The sequence below is a fragment of the Flavitalea sp. genome, assembly GCF_035489435.1.
Classification (GTDB): Bacteria; Bacteroidota; Bacteroidia; order Chitinophagales; family Chitinophagaceae; genus DATHKG01.
Genome location: NZ_DATHKG010000091.1, coordinates 1 through 18,091, shown reverse-complemented (window position 1 = coordinate 18,091; position 18,091 = coordinate 1). Strand labels below are relative to the sequence as shown.

Genomic DNA, 18,091 nt, shown 5'->3' with positions numbered 1-18,091 from the left:
AGGTTTATAATACATACAAGTTTGTTGAAGAGAGATATGAATTATTAGTTATGAATTATGAAAATATCCTCACTATGCCAAATTAAGCATTACGGTACGGGTTCCCAAAATTTGACACCATTTTTAGGCTTTTATAATATACGCATTTTAGCCTTCTATTTTAGCCTTCTAAAATATACGCAAAATTATAAGATGCGGTTAGGTCAGGATCTGTTGGCAGGCAGACATAAAACATCTGTTAAATAGTTTTTTTCCGTATACCTTTGTACGGCGCCGGTGATCCTGGCGCAATTTTGTTAAATTAACCCTTTCACCCTAGCCACACTTAACTATTTTATCGTGGGCAAACAGACGAACAAGGTCACCGCAGCGGGTTTAATCATAGCGCTCGGTATTATTTACGGCGACATAGGAACATCTCCTCTTTACGTTTTCAACGCAATCATTTCAGACAGAACTATTACAGAATCTTTGATCGTCGGAAGTCTTTCATGCATTATATGGACCCTGACGCTGCAAACGACAATTAAATATGTTACGCTGGTTCTTAAGGCAGACAATCGTGGGGAAGGTGGCACTTTTGCACTGTATGCCCTGGTAAGACGTCAAAAAAAATGGCTGGTGCTCCCGGCAATGCTTGGTGGTGCAGCTTTGCTGGCTGATGGAATTATTACACCTCCTATCTCTATAACTTCGGCTATCGAAGGCCTGCGCGAATTACCCGTGCTGAGAGAACTCGGCAGACACGATAACACAATCGTGATCATTGTTATCAGCATTCTAGTTTTGTTTTTTTTCCTTCAGCAATTCGGCACAACTGCCATCGGGAAGCTATTTGGTCCCATCATGTTCATCTGGTTTACCATGCTGGCAATACTGGGTGTGTACCATTTATTTGATGACCCTTCAATCTTTAAGGCCTTAAGCCCGTATTACGCCATCGACTTCCTCGCGACTTATCCAAGCGGATTCTGGCTATTGGGAGCCGTGTTTTTGTGTACTACCGGAGCCGAAGCTTTATATAGTGATCTTGGTCATTGTGGCAGGGATAATATCCGCACTTCCTGGTTTTATGTAAAAAGCTGCCTGCTGCTGAATTATTTCGGCCAGGGGGCTTATCTGCTTGCCAATTACCGTGGTATCACCGTTGATGAAGCCGCAAGAAAACTGAGGGGCATTAATGCATTTTATGATCTGATGCCACACTGGTTTATAATCCCCGGGGTTGTAATAGCCACCACGGCTGCCATTATTGCCAGCCAGGCAATGATCTCCGGTTCATTTACCCTGATCAGTGAAGCTATGCGGCTGAACCTTTGGCCAAAATTCAAGATCCGCTATCCATCTGAAGAAAAAGGTCAGCTTTTTATCCCCGGCATCAACATGCTGCTTTTCATCGGTTGCGTCGGCGTAGTTCTTTATTTCCGGGAATCCAATAAAATGGAAGCAGCTTATGGACTGGCAATTATCGTGACGATGATATCAACCACGATACTTTTTGCTAATTATATGATTGGAAAACGGGTGCCGGCAGTATGGATCTATGTGTTCCTGATCGGATACTTCATCATTGAATCTGCTTACCTGATTGCGCTGCTTCAAAAGTTTACTCATGGTGGTTATATCACCCTGATAATGGGTGGTGTGATGTTTGGAATCATGTACGTTTGGTACCGCAGCAGGAAGATCAAAAACCGCTACGTGGAATTTGTGAGGCTGGAACATTATATTCCACAAATCCAGGAACTTAGCAATGACAGAACAGTACCTAAGTATGCCACTCACCTGGTTTATCTCACCAGTGCCAATAACCCAAAGGAAATAGAACATAAGATCATTTATTCTATCCTGAATAAAAAGCCGAAACGGTCAGATATCTATTGGTTTGTTCATGTCGACACGCTCGATGATCCTTATACCTGTGAGTACAAAGTGGATCACATCATCCCAAATGACATTATTCGGGTGGAATTCAGGCTTGGTTTCCGTATGGAACCAAAGATCAACCTAATGTTCCGTAAGGTGGTAGCTGACCTGGTTGCAAACAAGGAAGTAAATATCACGAGCCGGTATGAGTCGCTGGAGAGAAATAATGTAGTAGGTGATTTCCAGTTTATCGTCATGGAAAAATACCTAAGCCAGGATAACGAACTGCCATTTTTCGAACGGGTTGTTATGAAATTGTACTTCTGGCTCAAAGAACTTAGCTTGTCTGAGGAAAAAGGATTTGGGCTCGATACGGCCAACGTAACAATTGAAAAATTCCCGCTGATCGTAGCACCGGTTACGAACTTAAAACTGAAGCGAATACACCCAATAGAATTATGAATTATGAGTTATGAATTATGAAAGTAGTGATGAGTTGTTTGAGTGATGGGCGACTGATAAGTGATAAAGTCGAACCGGAAATTTAAGAATTAACTCATAACTCAAACAACTCATAACTCACTCATAACTCATCACTCATAACTCATAACTATATTCACATGGTTTTCTGGGTTTATGTTATCGGGGCTGTCGTTTTGCTGTGGATACTGATCTACTTTATTCAGGATCGTTTTATTTTTAAGCCTGAAAAACTCAAACAGGATTTTCAGTTCAGGTTTGATGTGCCTTTCCGTGAACTATTTTTTGATATCGGTCCTAAGGTAAGAATCAACGGACTGCATTTTTACAGAAAGGACCCTTTGGGCCTGATATTTTATCTGCATGGCAATACGAGGAGTATAAAGGGCTGGAGTAAATATGCAAAAGATTTTTATCGCTATGGCTATGATGTGGTGCTTGCTGATTACCGGGGATTCGGGAAAAGCACCGGCAAAAGAAGCGAGGCTGACCTGTTGGGAGATATGCAATTTGTTTACCAGAAACTGGCAGAACAATACACAGAGCATCATATCCTTGTTTATGGAAGAAGCCTTGGGAGTGGATTTGCCTGCAAGATTGCTTCTGAAAACAAACCTCGTTACCTGATTCTTGATTCACCATATTACAATTTCCTAAAAGTGGTCGGAAGGTTTCTTCCACTCCTACCCCTTAAATGGGTGCTACGTTATCATCTCCGTACGGATAAATGGATCCGGCACGTGAACTGTCATACTTATATTATTCATGGCACAAGGGATTGGTTGATTCCTATACGTCATAGCGAAGCTTTACAAAAAATCAATCCAAATAAAATCACATTGATACGCATAGACGGTGGCGGTCATAATAACCTAACTTCGTTCCCCGAATATCACAACTTCATCAGGGATATTCTGCAGTACTGATATGAACAGAAAAAAAGTATTTCGCTGGCTAAGAATTATCATATTAATTTATGCTTCAACAGGCATCCTGATTTATTATCTGCAGGATTATATTTTGCTTCATCCCAAAAGCCTGCCCCCGGATTATAAATTTTCATTTTCCCAGCCTTTCAAAGAGTTGAACATTCCTTATAATGCCAACTCAAAAATGAACATCGTTCAGTTTAAAACTGCCGATAGCGTAGTGAAGGGTGTGGTACTTTATTTTCATGGTAATCGCGAAAACATAAACAGGTATACAGGCATTGCACCTTTGATTACAAAACATGGCTATGAAATATGGATGATAGACTATCCGGGTTTTGGCAAAAGCACCGGTAATTTTTCAGAACAGGTTTTGTACGATTGGGCACTGACTTTTTATAAACTGGCAAGAGCGAGATTTAAACCGGATAGTATTATCATTTATGGTCGTTCACTTGGTTCCGGTGTTGCTGCGCAATTGGCTTCCATCAGGGACTGTAAACGGTTGATCCTGGAAACACCCTATTATAGCATGCCTTCAGTTTTTAGTAGTTATGCCCCGATTTATCCGTTTAATAAGATCATTCACTACCAGTTCCCTACCTGGCAATATCTTCAAAAAGTGGATGCACCGGTAACTATATTTCACGGTGAAGATGACGGGGTCATACCAATGCGGAACGCAAAAGGACTTCAGCCTTTACTGAAACCAGGCAGTGAATTTATCATAGTCGAAGATGGTAGCCATAATGATCTTTTCAGGTTCCCGACATTTACCGCAAAACTTGATTCAATCCTAAGCCTTCATTAAAAAAGCAAGGCCTGACCCAGGCCTACATAAGCCTTTTAATATTCAAAGCCTGACTAAGTCTTATCGAAGCTTTCCTTAAATAAATGAGTACAGCTCAAAATAAATTCTTAAATAAATGTAAAACTCACTTGATATTTTCTGTTAATCTCCCAAAGTGACTTTCATTTTTCCAACCTTCAGCTCGTAACTGATCCCGCTTTTCAGTGCATAATTTTCTTTATTATGACTCACCGGGAAACCAAAACAAACCGGGTATTCATAATCTTTCACATGATCGTGGATCAATTCGTTGATCGTTTTACCAAACGGCCTGTCCGTATCTTTCATGTCAGTGAAACCTCCTATAATTAGCCCCGCAAGATGATCGAGTTTACCAGTTCTTTTTAATTGCACAAACATCCTGTCTATGCTGTATAATTGTTCTCCAATATCCTCCAGGAAAAGGATCTTGCCTTTGGTTTTAAGTTCTGATGGAGTTCCCAGAATGTGAACAATAAGCGCGAGGTTGCCACCAACCAACTCCCCTGTTGCCCTGCCCTTGTTGTTGAATACGTGAGGAACACTACTATAAACGGCGGACTTGCCTTCCATTGCATGTTTTAATGATAGCACATATTCGTTCATATAACCGTCATCATTAAATGCAGCCGCCATCGGGGCATGCAGCGTCGCTATCTTGTAATTCCGGTTTATATGTGCATGTAAAACGGTTATATCACTGAAGCCGATAATCCATTTCGGTTTTTTTTTGAACTTGCGAAAACTCAGCCTGTCTATGATTCTTGATGTGCCATAACCGCCCCTGGCGCATAAAACCGCGTTTAAGCTGTCATCATCAAGCATTGACTGGAGATCTTCTAAGCGCTCCTCATCAGTGCCTGAAAAATAATTTGCTGAATTGCTTTCGAGTGTCTTCCCTCTTTTCACTTTATAACCCCAATCCTGCAGAACTTGTATACAGGTTGCTGCTTTTTCTGCATTCATAAAACCGGCAGGGCATACAATCCCTATGGTATCGCCTGGTCTCAGATATGGGGGAATCCGGATCATTGTTATGTTATTAATTCTTTGAATTATTACTTATCTCTTTAGTTTGCCACGCTTATCACTTTAGCTTGCCAATCTTATCTCTCCAGCTTGCTAAAATTATCTGTTTAGCCTGCCAACTACCAGCATTTTATTGATCTTTCCAATCTTACTTATAAAGGTATGTTTGTCGGTAATGATTCATTTTATCCATTAATCTCTCAACTCTTTCAATGTTACACTTTTTTCGTTCACATCCAATTCATGTTTTACACCACATTTCAGTGCATAATTATTCTTTTGATGGCCCACCGGAAAATCAAAACACAATGGGTAATTGAAATCACGGATCTGGTCCCGGACAATATCATATAATGTTCTGCCAAAATCCTCACCCGGATCATCAGGTTTTATTTTGAAGCCTCCAATAATGATGCCGGCCAGCTGATCGAGTTTTCCGCAACGTTTAAAATGACGAAACATCCTGTCTATGCTGTATAGGTTTTCATTGGTGTCTTCTACAAATAATAAACAATTTTTAGTATTGAGGTCCGACCGGGTGCCCGTGAGGGTTTCAAGGGTTTTCAAATTACCACCCACCAATATACCACTGCCGATGCCTTTTCGGTTCTGGGGATGAGGGATCGTATTATATACGCGCGTCTTTCCACTAAGCGCGTCACGGATCGATAAAATTGTATCCACCTGCATAGGATCAGCCAGGTTCCAGTCATCCGGAAAGCTATTACACATTTTTGAATGGATGGAAGCAACCTGGAAATTTGCAGCCAGATGGCTATGGATCACCGTTATGTCGCTAAACCCGATGATCCATTTTGGATTGGTTTTTATCTTGTCAAACTTTATCTGATCAATGAATCTGACTGCTCCATAACCACCGCGGGCACACATGATAGCCCTGACTTCCGGATCATCTATCATATCCTGCAAATCCAGCATGCGTTCCTGGTCGGAGCCACCAAAAGTAAAATCCCTCTTGCCCACCGTATTACCAATTTTTATACGATAACCCCAGCTTTCCATCAGGTTTATAGAAGGCCTGATAGCTTCATGTGAAATAAAGCCCGCCGGGCAGGTTATGCCAATAAGGTCACCTTTTTTAAGATATGGTGGAACAGTAAAAGTTGAAGTTTCTTTCACAAAGTCTTTTGCAAACGATAAAGATGGAATTGAGAGGGCACCGGTAACAAAAGAGAGAAATGCTTTTCTATGCATCTTTAAAAGTAAAAAAAATCGGTGATTCAGCTGAAGCTACCTGTCAGTTCAAACTGAGGATTCCAGACTACCTCCCATAGATGATCATCGGGATCTGCAAAATATCCCGCAAAACCTCCATAAAAAGTATCCTGGGCCGATTTAACGATTCTGCCACCAGCCTTTGATACCTCATTCAAAACTTCAATCACTTCTTCTTTTGTGCCAACATTATGGCCGATTGTAAACTCGAGTGAACTCGCAGGCACAACCGGAATATTCGTGTCAGCAGAAATACTTGATTTTGGCCATAAAGCAAGTTTAAGACCGTTCTCAAGATCGAAAAATGCTACTGCACCATTTTCGAATTCTCTTCCTATGATCCCCGGGGTGATCAGCCCCAGGCCTGACTGATAGAAATGGACAGACTTCTCAAGGTCTTTCACCCCAAGTGTTAATACGGTTATCCTTGATTTCATAAATTTTATTTTGATGATTAATGCTTCATTTGATGATTAAAACTTCAAATGTATATCAATCCTATCCAGCGATTCTGTCATATGAAAATTTGTAGAAACCCATTTAAGCCAGGGAACCGATGTCTGTAAAAATTGGGGCGTTGCGATGGATACGGTATTTTTGCAGACTCAACCGGTCAATACCGGCTGATATAATGCGTCTTAACTATGACAGATTACAAAAGAATTCTGGTTACCTCAGCCCTGCCTTATGCAAATGGCCCGGTTCATATCGGTCACCTTGCCGGATGTTACCTCCCATCTGATATTTATGTAAGATATCAGCGTGCCAAAAAAGCCGATATAAAGTATGTATGCGGAACCGATGAACATGGTGTACCTATCACCATCCGCGCAATGAAAGAAGGGATCAGCCCGCAGGAGGTTGTCGACAAATATTATACCATCATCAAAGACAGCTTCGAACAGATGGGCATCTCGTTCGACATTTTTTCACGCACCACAAATAAAACGCACCACGAGACGGCTTCTGATTTTTTTACGACGCTTTATAAAAAAGGGTTGTTTGAAGAAAAAGAAACAGAGCAGTATTACGACGAAAAGACAAATACTTTTCTTGCTGACCGGTACATTACCGGTACCTGTCCCGTTTGCGGGAATCCAAATGCGTATGGCGACCAGTGTGAAAGATGTGGAACCAGCCTGAGTCCTGAGCAATTGATCAATCCAAGATCAACCTTAAGCGATGCGGTACCAGTGAAACGAAAAACAACACACTGGTATTTTCCACTGCAACAATTTGAACCCTGGCTTAAGGACTGGATCATTGAAGGACATAAGGAATGGAAAAACAATGTGTATGGTCAATGTAAAAGCTGGCTCGATGCAGGTTTGCAGCCAAGGGCAATGACCCGGGACAGCAATTGGGGAGTAAAAGTGCCTTTGCCCAATACCGAAGGAAAAGTGCTTTATGTCTGGTTCGATGCACCAATTGGTTATATTTCTGCTACCAAGGAACTAACGGCCGATTGGGCAGATTACTGGTGCAAGGATGATACAAAGCTTGTGCATTTTATCGGGAAGGATAATATCGTTTTCCATTGTATCATTTTTCCTGCGATGTTAAAAGCACATGGCGGCTTTGTATTGCCTGATAATGTACCGGCGAACGAATTCCTTAACATCGAGGGCGAGAAAGTTTCAACCAGCAGGAACTGGGCGGTATGGGTACACGATTATATCAAGGATTTTCCGGATCAGCAGGATGTGCTCCGTTATGTACTCTGTGCAAACTCACCCGAAACAAAAGACAATGATTTTACCTGGAAGGATTTCCAGGACAGGAATAACAGCGAACTTGTTTCCATATTCGGAAATTTTGTTAACCGCACCTTTGTGTTAATGCATAAGCTCTGTAATGGCAAGGTACCACCATTACATGCCGAGGTAACCGATGCGCGTGATCTGCAGATGCTTGGTGAGTTTGAAGCCACCAGACTAAAAGTAGAGTCGCTGCTGGAACAATATAAGTTCCGTGATGCTTTGTTTGAAGTGATAGATCTGGCCAGGAAGGGTAATAAGTTTATGCAGGAAAGAGAGCCATGGATCATCGCCAAAAAATTAGCTGAACAACCCGATCTGCAAAAGAGGATAGATAACTGTCTGCATATTTGTTTGCAGTTAACTGCAAATCTTGCTATTCTCATTTCGCCTTTCCTACCTTTTACTTCAAAAAAGATGCTTTACATGATGAAGGTGGTGGATAAGATGCTCGACTGGGAAAACGCCGGAAAAACAAAACTTTTAAGTGTAGGATATTCGCTTCGTCCGCCGGAACTATTATTCCGGAAAATCGATGATGCAGAGATAGCTGCGCAGGTTGAAAAACTCAAAGCGGGACTGGTAAAGCCTGCATCAACAACAACGGAAATCGACGGCGCAACAGGACAAACTAAACCGGGGTCAGATATGGACAAGGAAACAACAACAGGTAAAACAAATAATGCAGTTGCAGATAAAACTGTTGCAAATAATGATGTTACAAATAGTGATGTTACAAATAGTGATGTTGCAAATAAAACTGCAGCAACCCAACCAGGAAACGAACAATCAGCAAAGACTGAACAGGAAACCGGAACGGCAGCCATAAAACCGGAGATCGTTTATGATGATTTTGGAAAGCTCGATCTTCGGGTAGGCAAAATCGTTAGTGCCTCGAAAGTTGAGAAAGCTGACAAGCTATTGAAACTTTCAGTGGACCTGGGATTCGAAACCCGGACTATCGTCTCCGGAATTGCTTTACACTTCAAACCTGAAGATATTGTGGGCAAACAGGTAGTGGTAGTTGCAAATCTTGCTCCCCGCAAAATGCGTGGTATTGAAAGCAATGGTATGATCCTGATGGCTGAAGACAAAGGCAAGCTAAGTTTTGTAAATCCTGACGAGGAAGTTGGTCCAGGCGCTAACGTCAGTTAATCCAGTTATGAGTGATGAGTTATCATAACTCAAAATACCAGGCCAATAACTAAGTCCATAACGTTTGTCTGCGTCGGCCCTGTTTTTATCAGCCCGCCATACTTTTCAAAAAAATGATAGGCATCATTGGCAGATAAAAACTTTTGAGCCAAATCCTCACCTCCCGCGGCTTTGAGGATATTCGACAGCCCGGCATCTATCATAGCTCCTGCCGCATCTGTAGGGCCATCGGTACCATCAGTTCCGCCTGACAAAATCACCGGGACCTGGTTGGGATCGACATCTTTTTTTATTAGCTCACAAAGCGCTGCCAGCACAAAATGTTGATTTCTTCCCCCCATTCCTTTTCCCCTGATAGTAACCGTAGTTTCTCCGCCCATCAGCAGGCATGCAGGTTTTGTGCCGGTGTATAACAGGCATGTCTCCACGAACTTCGCGGCTTGTTCTTCTGCTTCCCCTTCCAACCTTGTATTTAGAATTAAGGGATGATATCCTTTTTCAGTCGCAGCTTTACACGCCGCCTGCAGGCTGACACCGTTTGTTCCAATAAGGAAATTACTTGTGTTGCCGAATGCCGGATCACCCGGTTTCGGTGTTTCCGGAACCAGCCCGTTAGTACCGTCTTGCAAAAATCGCAATATAGCAGGCTGCACCCTCGCAGCAAGATTATACTTGTTCAGTATTTCAATCGCCTCCGAAAAAGTGGAAGGATCTGATACTGTTGGTCCGCTGGCAATAACAGATAATTCGTCGCCATTCACATCGCTCAAAATCAGTGATACAAGGTTGGCGGGGAAAACCTTTTTTGCAAGATGTCCTCCTTTGACAAGCGAAAGATGTTTACGAATACAGTTGATCTCATCGATAGTCGCACCAGATGCAAGCAGTAACCGAACAAGATCCTGCAAGGCTTCCGTGGACAGGCCGGGAGGAACATCAGCCATCAAAGCCGAAGCACCCCCACTCACCAGGAAAATTACAAGATCATTTTTCTCCAGATTTTCAACCAGGCTTAAGATTTTAAGGGTGGCTTCAATGCCATTTGAATCGGGTACAGGGTGACCCGCTTCGAGGCACTCTATTTTTTCCAGTGGTAGCGAATGACCATATTTAGTGATAATCAAACCGGCACTTATAACAGGCATTAACACCCGTTCAACGGCCACCGCCATAGCCGCGCTGGCCTTTCCTGCACCAATAATTATCACCTTACCCAGGGCCTCCCTTCTAAATGAACGGTCACCCACAATCAGCAAATCTTTATTTAATGAAACATGACCAGGTATAAGCCGGGCTGGTTGAACGGATCCAACCCCAGCCATGAAAATTTCTTTTGCATCTTGTAAAGACATTCGCCAATAATATCAAAGATTGCTCAATAAATTCCTAATTGCTTTGGGCTATGGCAGAAAATACATTTTTGTTATATCTTCGGAGTAAATAGTTGTTTAACTAACTAATTTCCGTTGGCCCTGGCAAAAAATTAAAATATTATCAGATGAAAAGAATAATCAGGAAAGTTGCAGTGCTCGGATCTGGTGTGATGGGATCAAGAATCGCTTGCCATTTTGCAGGTATCGGTGTACCTGTTTTGTTACTTGACATGATTCCAAAAGAGCTAACCCCAGCCGAACAGGCAAAAGGCGCTACTCTTGAACTTCCTGCAGTGAAAAACAGGATAGTTAATGAAGCGCTTGCTGCAGCTGTGAAATCGAACCCTTCCCCGCTTTATTCAAAAGATGCCCTTAAGAAAATATCAACAGGGAACTTTACTGATAATATGAAAGATATCGCTTCCTGCGACTGGATCATCGAAGTGGTGGTGGAAAGGCTGGATATCAAACAACATATATTTAAGGAAGTTGAACAATACCGCAGGCCGGGAACGCTGATCACATCAAACACTTCCGGTATTCCCATTCATATGATGGACGAAGGGCGAACTGATGACTTCAAAAAACATTTTTGCGGTACACATTTTTTTAATCCGCCGAGATATCTGAGATTATTAGAGATTATTCCAACTCGGTTTACTGATCCCGCCGTTGTCGATTTCCTGATGAACTATGGAGACCTGCATCTCGGGAAAACGACAGTGCTTTGTAAAGACACACCTGCTTTTATAGCAAACAGGATCGGTGTTTATGGCATCATGTCAATCTTTGGCCTTGTTGAAGAGATGGGTTTATCAATCGATGAAATTGATGCGCTTACGGGCCCTGTAATTGGCCGGCCGAAATCGGCTACATTCCGAACTGCCGATGTAGTTGGCATCGATACCCTCGTTAAAGTAGCAAAAGGAGTTGCGGATAATTGTCCTGCTGACGAACAAAAGAAAAAATTTGATATACCAGCCTGGCTTAACAAAATGGTTGAGAACAAATGGCTCGGTGATAAAACAGGACAGGGCTTTTTCAAGAAAATGGCGCCAAATGCGAAAGGGGAAAAAGAAATCCATGTTCTGAACCTGGCTACAATGGAATATGAACCAAGAAAGAAACCAAAGTTCGCAACCATTGAAGCTGCGAAACCGATCGATGATCTTAAATCAAGACTTAAAGTACTTGTTGGCGGCACAGATAAAGCCGGTGAATTTTACCGGCAATTTCACTGGGGCTTGTTTTCCTATATTTCGCACAGGATACCTGAGATCTCTGATGAATTATACCGCGTTGACGATGCTATGATGGCTGGTTTTGGCTGGGAGATTGGTGCATTCGAAAGCTGGGATACACTTGGGGTTGAGGCATCGATAAAAAAAATGAAGGAGGCCGGATTTACAGTAGCTGCATGGGTAGAAGAAATGATTGCTTCCGGGGCTACCACGTTTTATAAGGTCGAAAATGGCAAGCGCTTATTTTATGATGTTGCGACAAAATCTTACAAGCCATTGCCTGGCGCTGAAGTTTTCATAGTGATGAAAAATTTCGAAAATCAGCTGGTCTGGAAAAACAGTGCATGCAGAACTTATCACCTGGGCGATGATGTACTTGGCCTTGAATGGTATACCAAGATGGGAAGTATCGGAGGAGAGGTGCTTGAAGGGGTTCAGAAATCAATTGCACTGGCTGAAGAGAAATATAAAGGATTGGTAATTGCAAACGATGCACAGAACTTTTCTGCCGGTGCAAATGTGGGGATGATTTTTATGCTGGCGGTAGAACAGGAATATGATGAACTGGATATGGCCATCAGGCTGTTTCAGAACACCATGATGCGCGCCAGGTATTCCAGCGTTCCTGTAGTAGTGGCGCCACATGCGCTTACTCTTGGAGGAGCCTGCGAACTTAGCCTGCATAGTGATAAGGTTTGTGCTTCTGCTGAAACTTATATCGGTCTCGTGGAACTGGGAGTTGGCCTGATACCTGGTGGCGGCGGTACAAAAGAATTTGTTTTGCGTGCAGCTGATGAAATGCACGAAGACGAGCCGGAAACTATAACATTAAAGAACCGTTTTCTTACTATAGCTACTGCAAAAGTAGCAACCTCTGCCCAGGAGGCTTTTGACCTGGGAATATTACGAAGGGGACAGGACGAGATTGTATTTAACCAGGCAAGAAGAATTGCAGAAGGGAAAAGAAGCGTAACAGAACTTTTTGACAGCGGCTATACATTACCCGTACAACGTAAGGATATTAAGGTGCTTGGCCGTTCTGCGCTCGGGGCGTTGCTGGCCGGCATTAACGGCATGTGGCGCGCGGGTTATGCTACTGATCACGATGCTCTCGTTGCCAAAAAACTAGCCTATGTGATGTGTGGTGGTGATCTTAGTGAGCCAACCCTGGTTTCTGAGCAATACCTGCTTGACCTGGAGCGGGAAGCTTTTATGAGCCTTTGTGGGGAGAAGAAAACCCTGGAACGGATCCAGAGTGTTTTAAAATCAGGTAAGCCTGTACGTAACTAAATGAAGGGCACTGCGACTAACTCATAAATAATTCTTTAGCTTGAATGAATATGGGGGAAGCCGAATTATCTGACGGAACCAGGGAAATAATCATCCGTTCGATACTTATCTTTTATGGAGATGCTGCAAACGCTGACCTGGCAAATAGCCTGGGCCAGGATGTTGCGCGATATTGGAACGAACCGGCGGGGTCGGCGACAGTCAGGAACAAAACTTATCTCGTCCGGTTTGATGTGACTGGTGTTTTTGATCCTGCCCTCGAACCCGAAAAAGTCTGGTATAACGATGACCCTTGTTTAAATTTTTTCAGAATAGAAGAATATGCATCCGGCAACATTTCCTTTGTGGATGGTCTCGGTTGCAATACAGGATATTTCAAACTACAAAACCTTCAGCAAACCCCCACTACTATTGCTCATGAGTATGGCCATACTATCGGCCTTGCACATCCGCAGTTACTTGATGTGAGGGGCAAGGGTATTCCGGGTATCATGTATCCAAGGGGAACCTTGTGTGATGCGCCTATGCAGTATGATCCACTGGCCGCTGCGGGAGCCTATGGCGGTGTAATGGACCCTGCGCACAGGAAGGTGTTGAAAAGTGATATAGCCGCGCTTAATTTACACAAACTTGATTTTGACAGTCGCGGCTTTGCGAAAGTCGGCGAATTCTCAAGTTTTTATCACCAGAAGCACCAGGACCCGGACAGTAATCAATGAAAATAAATCCCTTTTAAGAAAATAAACCCTTTTAATATTTTCAGGCTCATATAATTGCTTCATCTTAACCAAATCAAAAATTCACCCTAAGGAAATCCATCACAGTTTGGACATAGCTAAATCAATCAACCTTTAACCTAACAAATCAATCAAAGCTTCAACCTAACAAATCAATCAAAGCTTCAACATAACTAAATTAATCAAAGCTTACATATCATTTTACCAATCAGAACATAACCAATCAGATATTTTTACCCGCAAACATTACATATGGCTATATTAAAAGTTGAAAATCTCCAGAAAAATTACGGTAGTATACAGGCATTAAAGGGGGTAACTTTTTCCGTACCTCAAGGCTCCGTTTTTGGCATCCTCGGACCAAATGGTAGTGGTAAAACCACCCTGCTTGGAATAATTATGGATATAATCAAAGCCACTGCCGGCAGTTTTCAGTTGTTTGATGAAAAACCCGGACCTCAACATCGCAGGCAGATTGGCACCTTACTTGAAACACCAAATTTCTATCATTACCTGAGCGGGGAAAAAAACCTGCGTATAGCAGCATCAATAAAAGGAAAAGGCGAAAATGACATTGCCAGGGTTCTTGAACTGGTAGATCTTACCAAACGCAAAGGTTCTAAATTCAGTACTTATTCACTGGGTATGAAGCAAAGACTTGCGATCGCCTCAACCTTATTGGGAAACCCGGAGGTCCTGGTATTTGATGAACCAACCAACGGTCTTGATCCTGTTGGTATCGCAGAAACCCGCGAACTCATAAAAAAACTTAACAGGGAAGGCAAAACCATTATCATGGCCAGCCACTTACTTGATGAAGTCGAAAAAGTATGTACCCATGCAGCGATTCTTCAAAGAGGTGTTTTGCTTACACATGGTCATGTAGACGAGATTCTCATAAATGAAGATATCGTTGAGCTGGGAGCAGAGAACAAAGAACAACTACAACTACTGATGGCAAACTATCCGCACAGTATCTCAATAAAAGAACATGGCATTTACCTGGACGTTGTATTTGCGTCGGGTAAAGCTTCACTTGCACAGATCAATGAATTCTGTTTCAACCAGGGAGTTGTGTTGAATCATCTCCGGCTTCGCAGGAAAAGCCTTGAAACTAAATTCTTTGAACTCACCAGCAATAATAATTGATAATAGAATCCCAGGAATTAACAATAGTATTCTAAAAACTAAAATATATTCTACAACCAACAATAGAACACAACAACGAACAATAAATCATAACAGCTAACAATAGAACACAACAACGAACAACAGTACCATAACAGTTACCAATAGAATCATAACAACTAATATAGTATCAATTTCCAGCGGATATTTTCCCAACAGAAAATCCCTGAATTCACCAGCAACAACAATCATTATGATCAATAATTTAAAAACGGAATGGCTCAAGATAAAAAATTACAAAGCATTCTGGATCTTCCTTAGCTTATACCTGGTTAGTATTATTGCCATTAACTACATAGCCTATACCGTTTACCAGCAAACAGTAAAACAGGAACCGATGGCCGCTGCTATGATCAGCGACCCCTATGCATTTCCGAATGTCTGGCTAACTGTGAGCTATATGGGTAGCTGGTTGCTATATTTCCCTGGCATCATTATCATCCTGTTGACTTCAAATGAATTCACCTTTAAAACACATCGCCAGAATATCATTGACGGCTGGTCGCGAAAGGATTTTGTGCACACAAAATTATTGCTGGTTTCAATCCTGGCTATAGTTGTTACCATCATCACTGCCATCACCGCCGCGGTTTTTGGAATCGCCAGTGGAGAATCTTTTTCACCTGATGGAATGGTGAATATATTTTACGTATTGTTACAATCCCTTTCCTATATTACTCTTGCTTTGTTGCTGGCAGTATTGTTCCGGAGAAGCGGAGTAGCTTTGATTGTGTTTTTCCTGTATGGATTAATCTTCGAAACCATCATTTATGGATTGATAAACCGGTATATCCATAACCAGGCTGGTTACTTCCTGCCTTTACAAGGTACAGATGTTCTACTTCCCATGCCATTTGGTAATAAGATTTTCTACAACCACGCTCCTGAACCTTATGTACTGGTTATCTCATCATTAATCTATCTCGGCCTGTATTATTTCTTCCTGATGCGGAAGTTCGAGAATGATGACCTTTAAAGAGAGATATGAATTATGAATTATGAGTTATGAAACTAGTTATGAAATATAATAATGGTTATCTCATAACTGCTTTCATAACTCATAACTCATAATTCATATCTCTCTTATTAAGTGGTCGAGGGCAGAATCGATGGAAGGATATAGGAAGGTGAAACCCTGGCGGTGCATTTTGGCGGTGCTTACGGTTGTGCTTTTCAGGATTTCTACGGTTCTTTCACCCAGCATAATCTTTAATACGAACACAGGTACGTTTATTGGTACATAGAAAGAGCCCTTGCTTTTTTTTGCAAGCTTTAGTGTTAGTACTTTATTAGACACGGGTGATGGAGCAACGGCATTGTAAATCCCGCTCAACATCTTATTTTCGATCGCATATATGTATTGCCGGCAAAGATCTTCTATGTGAATCCAGCTGATGATTTGTTTACCATTTCCCAATATACCGGCAACACCCATGCGGACAGGCTTTCTGAATTCTGGGAAAGCACCGCCTTCATTGCTTAACACGATCCCGGTTCTTAGTTTCACCAACCTAATAAGGGTACTGTTTAACGGTTCGAGACTCTTTTCCCAGAGACAACAGGTTTCGCCAAGAAAACTTTCATCATGTTTTGCTTCCTCAGTAAAAGGCGAGGGATTAGGAACCACCGGATCTTCGCCGTACCAGCCGATTGCGGAAGCACCAATAAGGGCTTTTACTTTATTTGGGACTTTCGCCAAAGATCTTACCAGCAACTCCCCGCTTTTCACACGGCTATCAACAATCTCCTTTTTTCTTTTTGTAGTCCATTTCTTATCTGCTACCCCTGCTCCCGCCAGGTGAACCACATAATCAGCTTCACGTATAGCTGTTTCATCAATTGTTCCTTTGTTTATATCCCAGGTAGCATAGCGGATCTTGTTTTCTGCCGGCCGCGGGCTGCGGGTTAGTATGATAACCTCATATCCTTTTGCAACAAGCATCTTTGACAACTCTTTTCCAATCATGCCAGTGCCTCCTGTTATAATTACTGTTTCCATAAAAAGTATATAAAGAAGAAAATTAACAAAAGTAAAGCTCAGATTATTACAAGAGAATGGACTATTGGTTCAATGCAGACTTTATACACAAAAAATCCCTCCCGTAAAAACAGGAGGGACACAACTAAAAAAATAACAATCTATCTAAGAGAAACTTAATTGGAACTTTGATTAATCAGGCTTTTTACCATCTAAGAAAGTATTGATGGTCGAGATCTGGGCTTTATTGTTTTCGTCAGATTTTACTTCATAATTGCTGTAGAAATTTTCTACATTATTTATGGTTCCATAAAGCTCAAGATTACGGCGGATATAAGCCGGCACAGTTTCAAACTCATTGTTAGGATCTGCAGCATTGATATTGAATGACAGATTACGTAATTTCTGTATTCTCTCTGCTGCACGTCTTTTTTGTTCCCCTACTTCGTCCTGCATCGCAGGTTCCTCAGTAGAAGCAGTTGTCTTAACATGGTTTGGAGTTTGGTAGGCCCCAGGCTCTTCCGCCGCTGGAACATCACTTCGGAATACCAGCTGCATTGGTTCAAGGGAAGGATCTTCTTCCTTAAATGGTTGCTTAACCGGTTCTTTAGTAACCTCCTTTAATGATTGGTTTTCAGGAATGGACTTGTCAGGTTTTGGCTCAGCATAAATATTTGCAGGCTTAGCCAGGTATCCTCCGGACGCTGCAGGCGATGAAGGATTATTTGAGGTTGCCGGCTTTTGATAACCGGTAACTGGATTGATATTAATCTCGACGGGAACCGTCGCTTGCGAATGTATCCATTCTGTTTTTCCCTCAGCTTTGTTTTTTTCCACAGTATTTTTACGGTGGTCCTCATTAGTAAAAAGCACAACCGGAGGTGTTTGCATGCCCGCCTGGGTCATTGATACCAATGGTTTCCTGATCTCCGGAACAATGGTTTCCTCTTCAGGAATAGCCAATTGATGATAAACAGGGGCTTCGGGTGACGGCATTTTTGTC

The 18,091-nt window shown here is 42.2% G+C and carries 13 protein-coding genes and 1 pseudogene; 8 read left to right on the top strand and 6 right to left on the bottom strand.

From position 1 onward, the window contains the following. The first annotated feature begins 339 nt into the window (after positions 1 to 339). The 3 genes from VK664_RS14075 to VK664_RS14065 all read left to right on the top strand — a co-directional run bounded on the left by VK664_RS14075 (position 340) and on the right by VK664_RS14065 (position 4,086). Positions 340 to 2,328 carry a KUP/HAK/KT family potassium transporter gene (locus VK664_RS14075; protein ID WP_461399315.1) on the top strand — a complete coding sequence of 663 codons (1,989 nt, stop codon included), beginning with the start codon at positions 340 to 342 and terminating at the stop codon, positions 2,326 to 2,328. Between the two features lie 158 nt (positions 2,329 to 2,486). Continuing rightward, a complete protein-coding gene (locus tag VK664_RS14070; RefSeq protein ID WP_461399314.1) occupies positions 2,487 to 3,272 on the top strand; it encodes an alpha/beta hydrolase in 786 nt (261 codons plus the stop codon). Position 3,273: 1 nt separating this feature from the next. Next, a complete protein-coding gene (locus VK664_RS14065) occupies positions 3,274 to 4,086 on the top strand; it encodes an alpha/beta hydrolase (protein ID WP_461399313.1) in 813 nt (270 codons plus the stop codon). Positions 4,087 to 4,227: 141 nt separating this feature from the next. On the opposite strand, the gene VK664_RS14060 is transcribed toward VK664_RS14065, so the two are convergent. The 3 genes from VK664_RS14060 to VK664_RS14050 form a co-directional block, all read right to left on the bottom strand. Next, positions 4,228 to 5,136: a S66 peptidase family protein gene (locus tag VK664_RS14060; protein ID WP_461399312.1), complete on the bottom strand. Its 909-nt coding sequence runs from the start codon at positions 5,134 to 5,136 to the stop codon at positions 4,228 to 4,230. A gap of 189 nt (positions 5,137 to 5,325) precedes the next feature. Beyond that, the gene (locus VK664_RS14055) at positions 5,326 to 6,348 is read right to left on the bottom strand and encodes a S66 peptidase family protein (RefSeq protein ID WP_461399311.1); all 1,023 of its coding nucleotides are present in this window, start codon (positions 6,346 to 6,348) and stop codon (positions 5,326 to 5,328) included. A gap of 26 nt (positions 6,349 to 6,374) precedes the next feature. Further along, a complete protein-coding gene (locus tag VK664_RS14050) occupies positions 6,375 to 6,806 on the bottom strand; it encodes a VOC family protein (protein ID WP_461399310.1) in 432 nt (143 codons plus the stop codon). A gap of 207 nt (positions 6,807 to 7,013) precedes the next feature. Between VK664_RS14050 and metG the strand changes: the two genes are divergently transcribed. Further along, entirely contained in the window at positions 7,014 to 9,281 is a 2,268-nt protein-coding gene (gene metG / locus VK664_RS14045) for a methionine--tRNA ligase (RefSeq protein WP_461399309.1), read from the top strand. A 29-nt stretch (positions 9,282 to 9,310) separates the two neighbouring features. Here the strand turns inward: metG and VK664_RS14040 are convergent, their stop codons facing one another. Continuing rightward, positions 9,311 to 10,633 carry a glycerate kinase type-2 family protein gene (locus VK664_RS14040; protein ID WP_461399308.1) on the bottom strand — a complete coding sequence of 441 codons (1,323 nt, stop codon included), beginning with the start codon at positions 10,631 to 10,633 and terminating at the stop codon, positions 9,311 to 9,313. Between the two features lie 146 nt (positions 10,634 to 10,779). Between VK664_RS14040 and VK664_RS14035 the strand changes: the two genes are divergently transcribed. The 4 genes from VK664_RS14035 to VK664_RS14020 all read left to right on the top strand — a co-directional run bounded on the left by VK664_RS14035 (position 10,780) and on the right by VK664_RS14020 (position 16,086). Next, on the top strand, positions 10,780 to 13,185 hold the full coding sequence (locus VK664_RS14035; protein ID WP_461399307.1) for a 3-hydroxyacyl-CoA dehydrogenase/enoyl-CoA hydratase family protein: 2,406 nt from the start codon (positions 10,780 to 10,782) through the stop codon (positions 13,183 to 13,185). Between the two features lie 44 nt (positions 13,186 to 13,229). Then, complete coding sequence (locus VK664_RS14030) at positions 13,230 to 13,904, top strand: peptidase M10 (RefSeq protein WP_461399306.1); 675 nt, start codon at positions 13,230 to 13,232, stop codon at positions 13,902 to 13,904. 270 nt (positions 13,905 to 14,174) lie between these two features. Then, on the top strand, positions 14,175 to 15,071 hold the full coding sequence (locus tag VK664_RS14025; RefSeq protein ID WP_461399305.1) for an ABC transporter ATP-binding protein: 897 nt from the start codon (positions 14,175 to 14,177) through the stop codon (positions 15,069 to 15,071). Between the two features lie 232 nt (positions 15,072 to 15,303). Then, positions 15,304 to 16,086 carry an ABC transporter permease gene (locus VK664_RS14020; protein WP_461399304.1) on the top strand — a complete coding sequence of 261 codons (783 nt, stop codon included), beginning with the start codon at positions 15,304 to 15,306 and terminating at the stop codon, positions 16,084 to 16,086. Between the two features lie 96 nt (positions 16,087 to 16,182). Here the strand turns inward: VK664_RS14020 and VK664_RS14015 are convergent, their stop codons facing one another. Together VK664_RS14015 and VK664_RS14010 are read right to left on the bottom strand one after the other, a co-directional pair. Then, a complete protein-coding gene (locus VK664_RS14015; protein ID WP_461399303.1) occupies positions 16,183 to 17,109 on the bottom strand; it encodes a TIGR01777 family oxidoreductase in 927 nt (308 codons plus the stop codon). A gap of 171 nt (positions 17,110 to 17,280) precedes the next feature. Further along, positions 17,281 to 18,091, bottom strand: a pseudogene (locus VK664_RS14010) (cell division protein FtsZ); the annotation flags it as partial.